Source organism: Thiosulfatihalobacter marinus (assembly GCF_016019955.1).
Lineage (GTDB): Bacteria > Pseudomonadota > Alphaproteobacteria > Rhodobacterales > Rhodobacteraceae > Shimia > Shimia marinus_A.
On sequence record NZ_JAECRZ010000001.1, the window covers coordinates 522,589 to 535,428 of the forward strand.

Sequence of the window (12,840 nt, forward strand, 5' to 3'; positions counted from 1 at the left end):
GGGGTGCCGACGGGCCTGCGGGATCAGTTTTCGTTGCAGAACAGGTCGTACACGACTTCGAGTATACGGCGGGGGCGGTGGTCTGCCAAACGGTAATAGATCGTCTTGCCGTCGCGGCGCGGGATCACCAGACCTTCGAGGCGCAGGCGTGACAGTTGTTGAGACACGGCCGCCTGGCGGGCCGAGAGCAGTTCTTCGAGTTCGGTGACGGATTTTTCACCCGAGACCAGGTGACACAGGATCATCAGCCGTCCTTCGTGGCTGATGGCCTTGAGGAAGTTGGACGCCGTGGTGGCATTGTCCACCATGCGGTCCATTTCCTCGGTGCTGATGTCTTCGGAGAAGACCGGTAGTGCCATTTTTCTTTCCCCTTGCTGCTGCGCCCGGACCGGTGGACCCACGGGGACGGGCCCGGTTGGCCCGGCGGTTTGCGGCCCGGTGTGGTGGCGGGCCTTTTGGGAGCTGTCATTATTGTATTCGCATACGTATGGCCAGTGGGGGGCGGTCAATTCCTGGTGAGGCGCTGCGATTGGGCAACGTTTTGCCGGGGTGGTTTACCGGGTGGCTCCCTCGAACCCGGCGAATTCGGTGATCATGCGTTCGATTTGCCACCAGAAGAAATCCTGGCCGGGATAGCCTTCGAGCCGGGCGAGTTCGGCGCCGTCCCGGATCAGGAGGAAGGTGGGTGTGAAATTGACCGGGCGCGAATAGGTCACGTCGTCGGGCGGGGCGTTGAGTTGTTCGCGGCGCAGGGGCGCGAACTGGCCAACCTCTGTCTTGGGGTAGATCGGCGCGATTTCCGCGTTCCATTGCTTGCAGGCATAGCAGCCGGGCTGTTCGACGATGATCAATTCGAGGGCCCGGGCGGGAAGCGCCGCAAGAAGCATGACGACCAGAGCGGCGATGGTTTGTCGCAAAAACATGATTGTCCTGATCCTTTGTCGCGTTACACTCACCTTAATATGAATATGTGAATTTAACAAGGTGGCACCATGATCGAGATTTCCTTTGCGGGGGCCGCGCTGGCGGGGCTGTTGTCGTTCTTTTCGCCCTGTGTGCTGCCGATGGTGCCGTTCTACCTGTGTTACATGGCCGGATTGTCGATGTCCGAGTTGCGCGGCGGCGGGGGCATTGCGCCCGGGGCGCGGCGGCGCCTGGTGCTGTCGTCGGTGTTCTTTGCGCTGGGGGTGACGACGATTTTCATGCTGTTGGGCATGGGAGCGACGGCGCTGGGGCAGGCATTTGCGCAGTGGCGCGAGCCGCTGAGCTTTGTCGCGGCAGCGGTTCTGGCGCTGTTCGGGCTGCACTTTCTGGGCGTGATCCGGGTGCCGGTGCTGTATCGCGAGGCGCGGCTGGAGAGCCGGCGCGCGCCGGCCTCGGTGGTGGGGGCCTATGTCATGGGGCTGGCTTTTGGGTTTGGCTGGACGCCCTGTGTGGGGCCTGCGCTGGCATCGATCCTGATGGTCGCGAGCGCGATGGGCGACATGTCGCGGGGGGCGGCGTTGCTGGTGGTGTACGGGCTGGCGATGACGGTGCCGTTTGTGATCGCGGCGCTGTTTGCCGGGCCGTTCCTGGGCTGGATGCAGCGCAACCGCAAGTATCTGGCGCATGTGGAAAAGGCGATGGGGGTGATGTTGATCCTGTTCGCGGTGCTGATCGCGACAAACACGGTCAACCGGGTTGCGCAGATGATGATCGAATGGATGCCGGCATTTGGTGCATTCGGATAGGTGACGGGATCACGGCATGGATCGGGGCCGCGGGGACGCTGGGGCCGGGGACGGCCTGTGGTCTGATGACCCGGGGAAGGAAGAGCGGTATCCGGACAGGTCCGAAGAGGATTTCGCGCGCCATCACGCGCGGATGATTCGAGCGCGGTCAAGTGGCGCGACGGGCGGACAGGAGATCCGGCGGACAGGATTCGGCATGTCTGAACGCGGGCAGGCGCAACGCAACACCATGCAATCCATCCGCAAAGCAAGAAAATTGCTTTCAAAAATTCATGAACATGAATTTGTTGTTGCGTTCCGCCCGATCCGTCGACTACGGTATGCCGAGCTACCCAGGGAACGAACGGGAGGCCAAGGGAGGAAACATGAAGTTCACAACACTGACAGTGACAGCCATATGGGCCGCGGGCGCGGCCTTTGCGGGCGTGGTGGAGCCGGGCGATGTCGTCTTTACCGAGGATGGCGCCGTCGAAGCCTCTCTGACCGGAAAGCCGGGCAATGCCGAGCGGGGGGCCGAGGTTTACGGCTCAAAGAAGCTGGGCAATTGCGTGGCCTGCCACCAGATCACCAGCCAGGACGTGGCCTTTCCCGGCAATGTCGGCCCGGTGCTGGACGGTGCGGCCGACCGCTGGAGCGAGGCGGAGCTGCGCGGCATCCTGACCAACTCGAAGATGACTTTCGAGGGCACGATCATGCCCGCCTATTACAAGGTCGACGGGTTCGTTCGTCCGGGCAAGGCCTATACCGGCAAGGCCGCGGATGACACGTTCGCGCCGCTGTTGAACCCCGAGCAAATCGAAGACGTTGTCGCCTTCCTCATGACGCTGAAGGAAGAGTGACGGGTATCTGATCAAGGAGACAGAGATGGAATTCACAAGACGTGAGACCCTGGCCATTGGCGCGGGTGCGGCTGTCGCCGCGTCGCTGCCGATCGGGGCCATGGCGGCCACCCCGGCGGACGAAGCCATCGCGGCCTTTACCGGTGGCGCGCAGATGGGCGAGGGCGGGCTGACGCTGACCGCGCCGGAAATCGCGGAAAACGGCAACACGGTGCCGATCGAGGTCAGCGCCCCGGGCGCCGAGGCGATCATGGTGCTGGCCCTGGGCAATCCGACGCCGGGCGTGGCCCGGTTCCGGTTCGGTCCCAACGCCGCCGCCCAGGCCGCGTCGACGCGGATCCGTCTGGCGGGCACGCAGGATGTGCTGGCGGTGGCCAGGATGGGCGACGGCAGTTTCGTCAAGGCATCCGCGACCGTGAAAGTCACCATTGGCGGCTGTGGCGGCTAAGGTAAAGGAGTTAGAGACATGGCAATTGGTGTAAAACCCCGCGTGAAAGTGCCCAAGACAGCGGCCGCCGGCGACGCGATCACGATCAAGACCCTGATCAGCCACAAGATGGAATCGGGTCAGCGCAAGGACAAGGAAGGCAACGTCATTCCGCGTTCGATCATCAACCGCTTCACCTGTGAGTTCAACGGCGACATGGTTCTGGATGTAGAGATGTTCCCCGCGATCTCGACCAACCCGTATTTCCAGTTCGAGGCGGTGGTGCCGGAAGCGGGCGAGTTCAGGTTCACCTGGTATGACGATGATGGCGATGTCTACGACGCCGCCAAGAAGATCGCCATCGCCTGAACGGCCCGTGGGGCCTGAAGTGACAAGTCCCGCCCCGGCAGGGGGCGGGGTGGACCCAAGGGAGGAAATGCGATGAAATTCAAGGCAATGGCAACGGTTGCCGCGCTGGTATTGGCGGCACCGATGGGCGCGATGGCCGATCCGGACGACGATACGCTGGTGCTGAACGACGAGACCACGATGGTGACGAAAACCGCCGCTCCGGCGCATCTGGAGGGCGCGTTGGATACGATCATGTCGGGCTGGCACTTTCGGTCGGATGAAACGCAGGTGATGCAGGCCGACGATTTCGACAATCCCGGCATGGTGTTCGTGGAAAACGCTCTGGCCGCGTGGGAAACCGCCGATGGATCGGAGGGCAAGAGCTGTGCCAGTTGCCATGGTGCCGTAGAGACCATGGCCGGCGTGAAGGCGACCTATCCCAAGTGGAACGAGGATGCAGGCAAGGTGTATACGCTGCAAAATCAGGTGAACGCCTGCCGCACCGAGCGCATGGGCGCCAAGGCCTGGGGTTATGACAAGCAACCGGCGATCGAGATGGAGGCGCTGTTGAGTTCCTATTCGCGGGGAATGCCGGTGAATGTGGCTATTGACGGTCCGGCCAGGGCGACCTGGGAAAAGGGCAAGGAGCTGTATTACACCCGTACCGGGCAGCTGGAGATGAGCTGTGCCAATTGTCACGAGGACAATTACGGCAACATGATCCGCGCCGACCACCTGAGCCAGGGGCAGATCAACGGGTTTCCGACCTATCGTCTGAAAAACGCCAAGCTGAACGGGGTGCAAAGCCGGTTCAAGGGCTGTGTGCGTGACACCCGTGCCGAGACTTACAGCCCCGGTTCGGAGGAGTTCATCGCGCTGGAACTGTATGTGATGTCGCGCGGCAACGGCCTGTCGGTCGAAGGTCCGTCGGTTCGCAACTGATCCCAATGCCCGCGCCGGGACACTGGCGCGGGTTTGTTCTGTTCAAATAAATTCAAGTATGCGAATATGAATCGCATATGAGACCCACCACTGACCTTGGAAAGGCGTGTACCAGATGATTTCCCGTCGTGATTTCCTTCAGGTGTCGATGGCCGCGTCGGCCATGCTGGGCACCAGCGGTTTCGGCAACTGGGCGCGGCTGGCCGCGCAGCAGAGCCTGACGCAGGACCAGCTTTTGCAGTTCGACACGTTCGGCAATATCTCGTTGATCCACGTCACCGACATTCACGGCCAGCTCAAGCCGGTCTATTTCCGCGAGCCGTCGGTCAATCTGGGGGTTGGCGCCAACAAGGGGCAGGTGCCCCATATCACGGGGGCGGATTTCCGCCGGGCCTATGGCATCGCCGATGGCAGCCCGTCGGCCTATGCGCTGACCTATGATGATTTCTCGGCGCTGGCGCAGGGCTATGGCCGGGTTGGCGGGCTGGACCGGGTGTCGACCGTGATCAATGCGATCCGGGCCGAGCGGCCGGACGCGCTGTTGCTGGATGGTGGCGACACGTGGCATGGCTCTTACACGTGTTATCACACCGAGGGCCAGGACATGGTCAATGTGATGAACGCGCTGAAGCCGGATGCGATGACGTTCCATTGGGAATTCACGCTGGGATCGGAGCGGGTGAACGAGATCGTCCAGGGGCTGCCCTTTGCGGCGCTGGGGCAGAATATCTTTGACGCCGAGTGGGACGAACCGGCCGAGCTGTTCAAGCCCTACAGGTTCTTTGAGCGCGGCGGCGCCAGGGTGGCGGTGATCGGGCAGGCTTTTCCGTATATGCCGATCGCCAATCCGGGCTGGATGTTCCCGGAGTATTCATTCGGCATTCGCGACGAGAACATGCAGGCGATGGTGGACGAGGTGCGCGGCATGGGCGCCGACGTGGTTGTGGTGCTGAGCCATAACGGGTTTGACGTGGACAAGAAGATGGCCGGGATCGTATCGGGCATCGATGTGATCCTGTCGGGCCACACCCATGATGCGCTGCCCGAGCCGGTGCTGGTGGGGCAGACCCATATCATTGCGTCCGGGTCGAACGGGAAATTTGTCAGCCGCGTGGATCTGGATGTGCGCGACGGGCGGATGATGGGGCTGCGCCACAAGCTGATCCCGATCTTCAGCGACGTGATTGCACCCGATCCGGCTGTGTCGGCGCTGATCGATGCGCAGCGCGCGCCCTATGCGGCGCAGCTGTCCGAAGTGATCGGGCAGGCGGACGGGCTGTTGTACCGGCGCGGCAATTTCAACGGCACCTGGGACGATCTGATCTGCGATGCGCTGCTGAGCGAACGCGAGGCCGATATCGCCATGAGCCCCGGCGTGCGCTGGGGGCCAAGCATCGTGCCCGGGCAGGACATCACCCGCGAGGATATCTGGAACGTCACGTCGATGAGCTATGGCGCGGCCTATCGCACGGACATGACCGGCGAATTCATCAAGGTGATTCTGGAAGACGTGGCCGACAACATCTTCAACCCCGATCCCTATTACCAGCAGGGCGGCGACATGGTGCGCATCGGTGGCATGGGCTATCGCATCGACATCACCAAACCGCAGGGCGCGCGGATCAGCGACATGACCCTGCTGCGCACGGGTGAGGCGATCGATCCGGCGAAGACCTATGTTGTCGCGGGCTGGGCCTCGGTCAACGAGGGCACCGAGGGGCCACAGATCTGGGACGTGGTGGAAACCCATATCCGCAAGCAGGGCACGGTGGCCGTGACCCCGCGCGACACGGTCAACGTGGTGGGCGCGTGATGCCGCGCCCCGCGCCAGACAAACCGACATATCGAGGAGGCATAGCCAGATGACAGAAAGCTTGAAGGGCGCAAAGCCCTCGCGCCGCCAGTTCCTGACGGGAGCGGCGGCCGCCGGGGCGGGGGCCGTGGCCGCGGGCGCGACCGCCGCGGCGGGTGGTGATCCGATGATCGAGCAGGTGCAGGACTGGGCGCAGGCCACGGGCGAAGGTGTGGATGCCACCCCCTATGGTCTGCCCATCGAGTTCGAAGGCGACGTGGTGCGGCGCAACGTGGAGTGGCTGACGGCGGACACGATCAGTTCGATCAACTTCACGCCGATCCATGCGCTGGACGGGACGATCACGCCGCAGGGCTGTGCGTTCGAGCGCCACCATTCGGGTGCGATCGAGCTGAAGAAAGAAGATTACCGGTTGATGATCAATGGGCTTGTGGACACGCCCTTGGTGTTTACCTATGCCGATCTGGAGCGCTTTCCGCGCGAAAATCACGTGTATTTCTGTGAATGCGCGGCCAATACCGGCATGGAATGGGCCGGAGCCCAGCTGAACGGGGCGCAGTTCACCCATGGCATGATCCACAACATGGAGTATTCCGGCGTGCCGCTGCGCACCCTGCTGGAGGAAGCGGGCCTGGGGGCGGCGGGTGATCTGAAGGACAAGTGGATCTATGTCGAGGGCGCCGATGCGTCCGGCAATGGCCGCTCGATCCCGATGGAAAAGGCGCTGGACGATGTGTTCGTGGCGTTCAAGGCCAATGGCGAGGCGTTGCGCAAGGAGCATGGCTATCCGGTGCGCCTGGTGGTGCCGGGCTGGGAAGGCAATTTGTGGATCAAGTGGCTGCGCCGTATTGAAGTGACGAGCCAGCCCGTGCAATCGCGCGAGGAGACCAGCAAATACACTGATACGCTGGCCGACGGGACCAGCCGCAAGTGGACCTGGGTGATGGATGCCAAATCGGTTGTGACCTCGCCCAGCCCGCAGGCGCCGATTACCCATGGCACGGGGCCGCTGGTGATCACCGGTCTGGCCTGGTCGGGGCGCGGGGCGATCACCGGGGTGGACGTGTCGGTTGATGGCGGCAAGACCTGGCAGGAGGCGCGTCTGGGCGCGCCGGGGACCGACAAGGCGCTGACCCGATTCTATCTGGATACCGAGTGGCGGGGCGAGGAGATGTTCCTGCAAAGCCGCGCGCGCGACAGTTCGGGCTATGTCCAGCCCTCCAAGGCAGAGCTGCGCGAAGTGCGCGGGTTGAATTCGATCTATCACAACAATTGCATCCAGACATGGTGGGTGCGCCCGAACGGGGAGGCCGAAAATGTCGAAGTTTCTTAAGCTTGCCGCGGGGGTTGCGCTGGTTTCGACGTTGATCGCCGCGCCGGTCCGGGCGGAAAAATACGGGCTGGGCCGCGCCGCCACGCCCGAAGAGATCGCGGCCTGGGATCTGGATGTGTCGCCGGACGGCACCGGGCTGCCAGAGGGGCGGGGTGACGTGTTTACCGGCGAGGAGCTGTTTGCCGACACGTGCGCCGTCTGCCATGGCGATTTTGCCGAAGGGGTGGGCAACTGGCCCAAGCTGGCGGGCGGGCAGGATACGCTGGATCATGAGGATCCGGTGAAGACGGTTGGGTCGTACTGGCCCTATCTGTCGACGGTGTGGGATTATGTGAACCGGTCGATGCCGTTTGGCAATGCCCAGTCGCTGACCCCGGACGAGGTGTATGCGATCGTGGCCTATATCCTGTATTCCAACGATCTGGTGGATGACTCGTTTGAATTGTCGAACGAGAATTTCCTGGATGTGGAGATGCCCAATGCGGACGGGTTCATCATTGATGATCGCGAAACCGCCGAGGCGCATTTCTGGAAGGCCGCGCCGTGCATGAGCGGGTGCAAGGACAGTGTGGAAATCACCATGCGCGCCGCCGTGCTGGACGTGACCCCGGAGGAATCGGCCGCGGCCGCCCCGGCGGTGGCCACGCAGGGCGACATGGAGGCCGCCGGGGTCGAGGAGGCGGCGGTCGGGGTGCCGGACCCCGAGATGGTTGCCAAGGGCGAAAAGGTCTTCAAGAAGTGCAAGGCCTGTCATCAGGTTGGCGACGGGGCCATGAACAGGACCGGCCCGGTGCTGACCGGGATTGTCGGGGCCTCGGTTGGTGCGGTTGACGGGTTCAGATATTCCAAACCGATGCAGGCGCTGGCGGAGTCGGGTGCGGTTTGGAGCGACGAGGAATTGGCGGCCTTTCTGGCAAGGCCCAAGACCTATCTCAAGGGCACCAGGATGTCCTTTGCCGGCCTGAAGAAGGACGCCGATATCGCCGCCGTTCTGGAATACCTCAGGAGCCAGCAATAGCCCTGTGTGACCGGCCGCGGGAATCGGGGGCGCGTGGCGGCGGGCGAAAACCGGACATGACCGGATGATCGCGGTCGTGTCGGGATGGTGGCGCGCCGCCCTGGGCCGACCGTTTTTGTCGTGTGCGGTGCATTTGAGTATTTTTGGAACAATGAAAGCCCCGGGATTCGCCGGTTCCGGGGCGGTTTCGCGGAAAATCGACCGGGCGCGTGCCGCTGGGTGCCGCTGACTTTACCGGCTGTTAACCTTAAAATCGTCTGCTGGCCTTGCAGCCCCCAAAGTCCCCTACTAAGACTCTGGGGGAGAGGGCCGGATTTCGGCCCGGGGCGCAGAACAGGCAGGCGGATATGAAAGACCCATTCGAGACATATATGAACACTTTGGTTCCCATGGTGGTCGAGCAGACCAGCCGGGGCGAACGGGCCTATGACATTTTTTCACGGCTGCTCAAGGAGCGGATCATTTTTGTGAACGGTCCGGTGCATGACGGCATGTCGAGCCTGATCGTGGCGCAATTGCTGCATCTGGAGGCGGAGAACCCGTCCAAGGAAATCTCGATGTATATCAACAGCCCCGGCGGCGTGGTGACATCGGGTTTGTCGATCTATGACACGATGCAATATATCAAGCCCAAGGTTTCGACCCTGGTGATCGGGCAGGCGGCCTCGATGGGGTCGCTTTTGCTGACCGCGGGGGAGAACGGGATGCGGTTTTCGCTGCCCAACAGCCGGATCATGGTGCACCAGCCTTCGGGCGGGTATCAGGGGCAGGCCACGGATATCATGATCCACGCCGAGGAGACGCTGAAGCTGAAGCGGCGGCTGAACGAGATCTATGTCCGGCATACCGGCCAGAAGCTGGAGGCCGTCGAGGCGGCGCTGGAGCGCGACAATTTCATGGATGCCCAAGCCGCCAGGGCCTGGGGCCTGATTGACGAGATCGTGGAAAGCCGCGCCAAGGGCGACGAGGACGAGAAGTGATCACGGTGTCGTGCCCGGCACCGGGCGCGACCCAATTTGACATTGTACGCGGCAAACGGCTGGCCTAAGCTGGCCCAAACGCGGCGGTCGACCCCGGTTCGGGGCGGCGGAACAGGGCCTGAAAGGTAGGACATGGCGAACAATTCCGGCGGTGACAGCAAGAACACGCTCTATTGCAGCTTTTGCGGCAAGAGCCAGCATGAAGTGCGCAAGCTGATTGCCGGCCCGACGGTGTTCATCTGCGACGAATGCGTCGAGCTGTGCATGGACATCATTCGCGAAGAGACCAAGGCCAGCGGGCTGAAGGCCAGCGACGGGGTGCCGACCCCGCGCGAGATTTGCGACGTTCTGGACGATTACGTGATTGGCCAGGCGACGGCCAAGCGGGTGCTGTCGGTTGCGGTTCACAACCACTACAAGCGGTTGAACCACGCCCAGAAATCCGGGGATATCGAGCTGGCGAAATCCAATATCCTGCTGATCGGCCCGACGGGCTGTGGCAAGACGCTGCTGGCGCAGACATTGGCGCGGATTCTGGATGTGCCGTTCACGATGGCGGATGCCACCACGCTGACCGAGGCCGGTTACGTGGGCGAGGATGTGGAAAACATCATCCTCAAGCTGTTGCAGTCCAGCGAATACAACGTGGAACGCGCGCAGCGCGGCATCGTCTATATCGACGAGGTCGACAAGATCACGCGCAAGTCGGAAAATCCTTCGATCACGCGGGATGTGTCGGGCGAGGGTGTGCAGCAGGCATTGCTGAAGCTGATGGAAGGCACCGTGGCCAGCGTGCCGCCGCAGGGCGGGCGCAAACATCCGCAGCAGGAATTCCTTCAGGTCGATACCACCAACATCCTGTTCATTTGCGGCGGGGCTTTCGCCGGTCTGGACAAGATCATCGCGCAGCGCGGCAAGGGCAGCGCCATGGGCTTTGGCGCGGATGTGCGTGACAATGACGAGCGCGGCGTGGGCGAGGTGTTTCAGGACCTGGAGCCGGAAGATCTTTTGAAATTCGGGTTGATCCCGGAATTCGTGGGCCGGTTGCCGGTGCTGGCGACGCTGGAGGATCTGGACGAGGAGGCGCTGGTCACGATCCTGACCGCGCCCAAGAATGCGCTGGTCAAGCAGTATCAGCGCCTGTTCGAGCTGGAAGACACGCAGCTTACATTCACGGATGACGCGCTGCGCGCCATTGCCAAACGCGCCATTGAGCGCAAGACCGGCGCGCGCGGGTTGCGCTCGATCCTGGAAGACATCCTGCTGGACACGATGTTCGATCTGCCGGGATTGGACAGCGTGACCGAGGTGGTGGTGAACGAAGAGGCGGCCACCAGCGACGGCGCGCCGTTGATGATCCATGGCGAGGCGGAAAAGGAATCGGCGTCTGCGGGCTGATCCGGGCCGCAAGACCGACGTTGGCGGGGCGGGCAATTTGTCCGCCCTTTTCCGTGGCCGCGCCCACTGGACCTTTGGTGTGGAATGGTCCATATGGAAAGGGAATTTGCGGAGGCATTCATGGGCATTCTGAGCACGATCAACAGCGCACTGACCTGGTGGACCGGCGCCACCCTGAACACCCGTCTTTACACGCGCCGCAAGGGCATCAAGGTGGGCGAGGACGATCAGGGCAACGTCTATTACCGCAACGCCGACGATTCGAAGCGTTGGGTGATGTATAATGGCGAGATCGAGGCGAGCCGGATCTGCGCCGACTGGCATGGCTGGCTGCACCGCACCTTTGATATGGCACCGACGGACAAGCCGCTGCCGCACAAGCCTTGGGAAAAGCCGCACCAGGAAAACCTGTCGGGAACCGCAATGGCCTATGCGCCGGCGGGCTCGATCCGTGCCGGAACCCCGGTGGAGCGGCGCGACTACGAGGCCTGGAGCCCCGAGTAAGGCGATGTCGGCCGTTCGCACAGAGGCCGCCGTGGGCGCCGCCGTTGTTGCGGTGGCGATCGGATTCCTGGTCTATGCCATTCAGTTCACCGATTTTCGTTCGGACAGTGCCGGATACCGGCTGACCGCGTCGTTCCGCTCGATCGAGGGGGTGAGCGTTGGCACGGATGTGCGCCTGGCCGGGGTCAAGATCGGTACGGTGACGGATATCGACCTGAACCCGCAGACATTTCGTGCCGACGCGGAATTCACGTTGAACCCGGATGTCGAATTGCCCGATGACAGCGCGGTGGTGATTTCCTCGGAGGGGTTGCTGGGCGGCAATTTCGTGGAAATCCTTCCGGGCGGATCGTCGTTCAACCTGGCCGAAGGCGACGAGATCGAAGATACACAAGGCTCGGTCAGCCTGATTTCGTTGTTGCTGAAATTTGTGACCGGTGGGGATTCGAGCGAATGAAGCGGGTTCTGGCAGCGGTTTTGCTTGCGGCTCCGGGCTTTGTTTCGGCGCAGGATATCATCGTGGAAACGCTGGAGATCGAGCCGCAAACGTTTGAATCTCTGCCTGATTCCCTGGGAGAGGCGACGCGCGAAGTTGTCACCGAGGCGAAGGTGGCCAAGGGCGCCACGCTGCGTGGGCTGGACAAGTTGACCGGAGAATTGGTCGATTTCGAACTGGCCAATGGCTATAGCGTGAATTTCGGCGGTTTGCGGGTGGACATGGCCCAGTGCCGTTATCCCGAGGACAATGCCACGGGCGAGGCGTATGCCTATCTGACCATCCTGGAGGACAATGGCGCGGGGGCGGCCATTTTCGAAGGCTGGATGATCGCCTCGTCCCCGGCGCTGAACGCGCTGGATCACGCGCGTTACGATGTCTGGGTTCTGCGCTGCAAAACCTCCGAGGCGGTCGGCAGCGAGTGAGCCGTGATATCGGCCCTCTGCCCGAGCGCCCATGTAAGCATCTTGTGATAATCGGCGCGCGGTACCTCGATCGCACCCAGGCTGGCCAGGTGATCGGTCAGGAATTGGGTGTCGAACAGGGTAAAGCCACAGCGGCGCAGATGTTCGATCAGATAGGCAAGGGCAATTTTGGAAGCGTTCGGGCGGCGTGAAAACATGCTTTCCCCAAAAAAGGCCCCGCCCAGCGTGACGCCGTAAACGCCGCCGATCAGCCCGTCTTCTTGCCAGATTTCCAGGGAATGCGCCTGACCGTCTGCGTGCAGCGCGAGATACAGCCGATGGATTTCGCCGCTGATCCATGTCTCGGCCCGGTCGGCGCACCCGTCCAGCACTCCGGCGAAATCCCGGTTCAGGGACATGGCATATGAGTCACGCCGGATGGCGCGCGCCAGCGAGCGGGAGATATGGAAACGGTCCAGCGGGATGATCCCGCGGCGGATCGGATCGACCCAGAAGATTTCCGGATCGTCCCGGTATTCCGCCATGGGAAAGACCCCCATGGCATAGGCGCGCATCAGGATGTCGGGGGTGAGTTCACCCATGAG

Annotated in this window: 16 protein-coding genes; 13 read left to right on the plus strand and 3 right to left on the minus strand. The window is 62.4% G+C overall.

The window, feature by feature from the left end:
- Positions 1-23: 23 nt before the first annotated feature.
- Positions 24-359 carry an ArsR/SmtB family transcription factor gene (locus tag I3253_RS02490; RefSeq protein WP_197916036.1) on the minus strand — a complete coding sequence of 112 codons (336 nt, stop codon included), beginning with the start codon at positions 357-359 and terminating at the stop codon, positions 24-26.
- A 195-nt stretch (positions 360-554) separates the two neighbouring features.
- Entirely contained in the window at positions 555-923 is a 369-nt protein-coding gene (locus tag I3253_RS02495) for a hypothetical protein (RefSeq protein WP_197916037.1), read from the minus strand.
- Between the two features lie 69 nt (positions 924-992).
- Here I3253_RS02495 and I3253_RS02500 point away from each other — a divergent pair, with 69 nt between their 5' ends.
- From I3253_RS02500 to I3253_RS02560, 13 genes are all read left to right on the plus strand, one after another.
- The gene (locus tag I3253_RS02500) at positions 993-1,730 is read left to right on the plus strand and encodes a cytochrome c biogenesis CcdA family protein (RefSeq protein WP_197916038.1); all 738 of its coding nucleotides are present in this window, start codon (positions 993-995) and stop codon (positions 1,728-1,730) included.
- A gap of 365 nt (positions 1,731-2,095) precedes the next feature.
- On the plus strand, positions 2,096-2,569 hold the full coding sequence (gene soxX, locus I3253_RS02505) for a sulfur oxidation c-type cytochrome SoxX (protein WP_197916039.1): 474 nt from the start codon (positions 2,096-2,098) through the stop codon (positions 2,567-2,569).
- A gap of 25 nt (positions 2,570-2,594) precedes the next feature.
- On the plus strand, positions 2,595-3,017 hold the full coding sequence (gene soxY, locus I3253_RS02510) for a thiosulfate oxidation carrier protein SoxY (protein ID WP_197916040.1): 423 nt from the start codon (positions 2,595-2,597) through the stop codon (positions 3,015-3,017).
- A gap of 18 nt (positions 3,018-3,035) precedes the next feature.
- On the plus strand, positions 3,036-3,365 hold the full coding sequence (gene soxZ / locus I3253_RS02515) for a thiosulfate oxidation carrier complex protein SoxZ (protein WP_197916041.1): 330 nt from the start codon (positions 3,036-3,038) through the stop codon (positions 3,363-3,365).
- A gap of 72 nt (positions 3,366-3,437) precedes the next feature.
- The gene (soxA, locus tag I3253_RS02520; RefSeq protein WP_197916042.1) at positions 3,438-4,289 is read left to right on the plus strand and encodes a sulfur oxidation c-type cytochrome SoxA; all 852 of its coding nucleotides are present in this window, start codon (positions 3,438-3,440) and stop codon (positions 4,287-4,289) included.
- Between the two features lie 115 nt (positions 4,290-4,404).
- Positions 4,405-6,102, plus strand: coding sequence for a thiosulfohydrolase SoxB (gene soxB, locus I3253_RS02525; protein ID WP_197916043.1), 1,698 nt, complete (start codon positions 4,405-4,407; stop codon positions 6,100-6,102).
- Positions 6,103-6,151: 49 nt separating this feature from the next.
- On the plus strand, positions 6,152-7,435 hold the full coding sequence (gene soxC, locus I3253_RS02530; protein ID WP_197916044.1) for a sulfite dehydrogenase: 1,284 nt from the start codon (positions 6,152-6,154) through the stop codon (positions 7,433-7,435).
- On the plus strand, positions 7,419-8,453 hold the full coding sequence (locus I3253_RS02535) for a c-type cytochrome (RefSeq protein WP_197916045.1): 1,035 nt from the start codon (positions 7,419-7,421) through the stop codon (positions 8,451-8,453). Before soxC ends, I3253_RS02535 begins: the two co-directional genes overlap by 17 nt.
- Before the next feature lie 347 nt (positions 8,454-8,800).
- Positions 8,801-9,433, plus strand: coding sequence for an ATP-dependent Clp protease proteolytic subunit (locus I3253_RS02540; protein WP_197916046.1), 633 nt, complete (start codon positions 8,801-8,803; stop codon positions 9,431-9,433).
- A 132-nt stretch (positions 9,434-9,565) separates the two neighbouring features.
- Complete coding sequence (gene clpX, locus I3253_RS02545) at positions 9,566-10,831, plus strand: ATP-dependent Clp protease ATP-binding subunit ClpX (protein WP_197916047.1); 1,266 nt, start codon at positions 9,566-9,568, stop codon at positions 10,829-10,831.
- Positions 10,832-10,951: 120 nt separating this feature from the next.
- Complete coding sequence (locus tag I3253_RS02550) at positions 10,952-11,335, plus strand: NADH:ubiquinone oxidoreductase subunit NDUFA12 (RefSeq protein ID WP_197916048.1); 384 nt, start codon at positions 10,952-10,954, stop codon at positions 11,333-11,335.
- Between the two features lie 4 nt (positions 11,336-11,339).
- Positions 11,340-11,792, plus strand: coding sequence for an outer membrane lipid asymmetry maintenance protein MlaD (gene mlaD / locus I3253_RS02555; protein WP_197916049.1), 453 nt, complete (start codon positions 11,340-11,342; stop codon positions 11,790-11,792).
- On the plus strand, positions 11,789-12,256 hold the full coding sequence (locus I3253_RS02560; RefSeq protein ID WP_197916050.1) for a DUF2155 domain-containing protein: 468 nt from the start codon (positions 11,789-11,791) through the stop codon (positions 12,254-12,256). The genes mlaD and I3253_RS02560 overlap by 4 nt, the downstream gene beginning before the upstream one ends.
- Here I3253_RS02560 and aat read toward each other — a convergent pair.
- Positions 12,202-12,837: a leucyl/phenylalanyl-tRNA--protein transferase gene (aat, locus tag I3253_RS02565; protein ID WP_197916051.1), complete on the minus strand. Its 636-nt coding sequence runs from the start codon at positions 12,835-12,837 to the stop codon at positions 12,202-12,204. The two genes, I3253_RS02560 and aat, sit on opposite strands and share 55 nt — an antisense overlap.
- Between the last annotated feature and the right edge of the window lie 3 nt (positions 12,838-12,840).

Excerpts from the sequence above, each read along its gene's own strand:
- I3253_RS02490 (WP_197916036.1), bottom strand. The coding sequence starts at position 359 with ATGGCACTACCGGTCTTCTCCGAAGACATCAGCACCGAGGAAATGGAC.
- I3253_RS02495 (WP_197916037.1), bottom strand. The coding sequence starts at position 923 with ATGTTTTTGCGACAAACCATCGCCGCTCTGGTCGTCATGCTTCTTGCG.
- I3253_RS02500 (WP_197916038.1), top strand. The coding sequence starts at position 993 with ATGATCGAGATTTCCTTTGCGGGGGCCGCGCTGGCGGGGCTGTTGTCG.
- soxX (WP_197916039.1), top strand. The coding sequence starts at position 2,096 with ATGAAGTTCACAACACTGACAGTGACAGCCATATGGGCCGCGGGCGCG.
- soxY (WP_197916040.1), top strand. The coding sequence starts at position 2,595 with ATGGAATTCACAAGACGTGAGACCCTGGCCATTGGCGCGGGTGCGGCT.
- soxZ (WP_197916041.1), top strand. The coding sequence starts at position 3,036 with ATGGCAATTGGTGTAAAACCCCGCGTGAAAGTGCCCAAGACAGCGGCC.
- soxA (WP_197916042.1), top strand. The coding sequence starts at position 3,438 with ATGAAATTCAAGGCAATGGCAACGGTTGCCGCGCTGGTATTGGCGGCA.
- soxB (WP_197916043.1), top strand. The coding sequence starts at position 4,405 with ATGATTTCCCGTCGTGATTTCCTTCAGGTGTCGATGGCCGCGTCGGCC.
- soxC (WP_197916044.1), top strand. The coding sequence starts at position 6,152 with ATGACAGAAAGCTTGAAGGGCGCAAAGCCCTCGCGCCGCCAGTTCCTG.
- I3253_RS02535 (WP_197916045.1), top strand. The coding sequence starts at position 7,419 with ATGTCGAAGTTTCTTAAGCTTGCCGCGGGGGTTGCGCTGGTTTCGACG.
- I3253_RS02540 (WP_197916046.1), top strand. The coding sequence starts at position 8,801 with ATGAAAGACCCATTCGAGACATATATGAACACTTTGGTTCCCATGGTG.
- clpX (WP_197916047.1), top strand. The coding sequence starts at position 9,566 with ATGGCGAACAATTCCGGCGGTGACAGCAAGAACACGCTCTATTGCAGC.
- I3253_RS02550 (WP_197916048.1), top strand. The coding sequence starts at position 10,952 with ATGGGCATTCTGAGCACGATCAACAGCGCACTGACCTGGTGGACCGGC.
- mlaD (WP_197916049.1), top strand. The coding sequence starts at position 11,340 with ATGTCGGCCGTTCGCACAGAGGCCGCCGTGGGCGCCGCCGTTGTTGCG.
- I3253_RS02560 (WP_197916050.1), top strand. The coding sequence starts at position 11,789 with ATGAAGCGGGTTCTGGCAGCGGTTTTGCTTGCGGCTCCGGGCTTTGTT.
- aat (WP_197916051.1), bottom strand. The coding sequence starts at position 12,837 with ATGGGTGAACTCACCCCCGACATCCTGATGCGCGCCTATGCCATGGGG.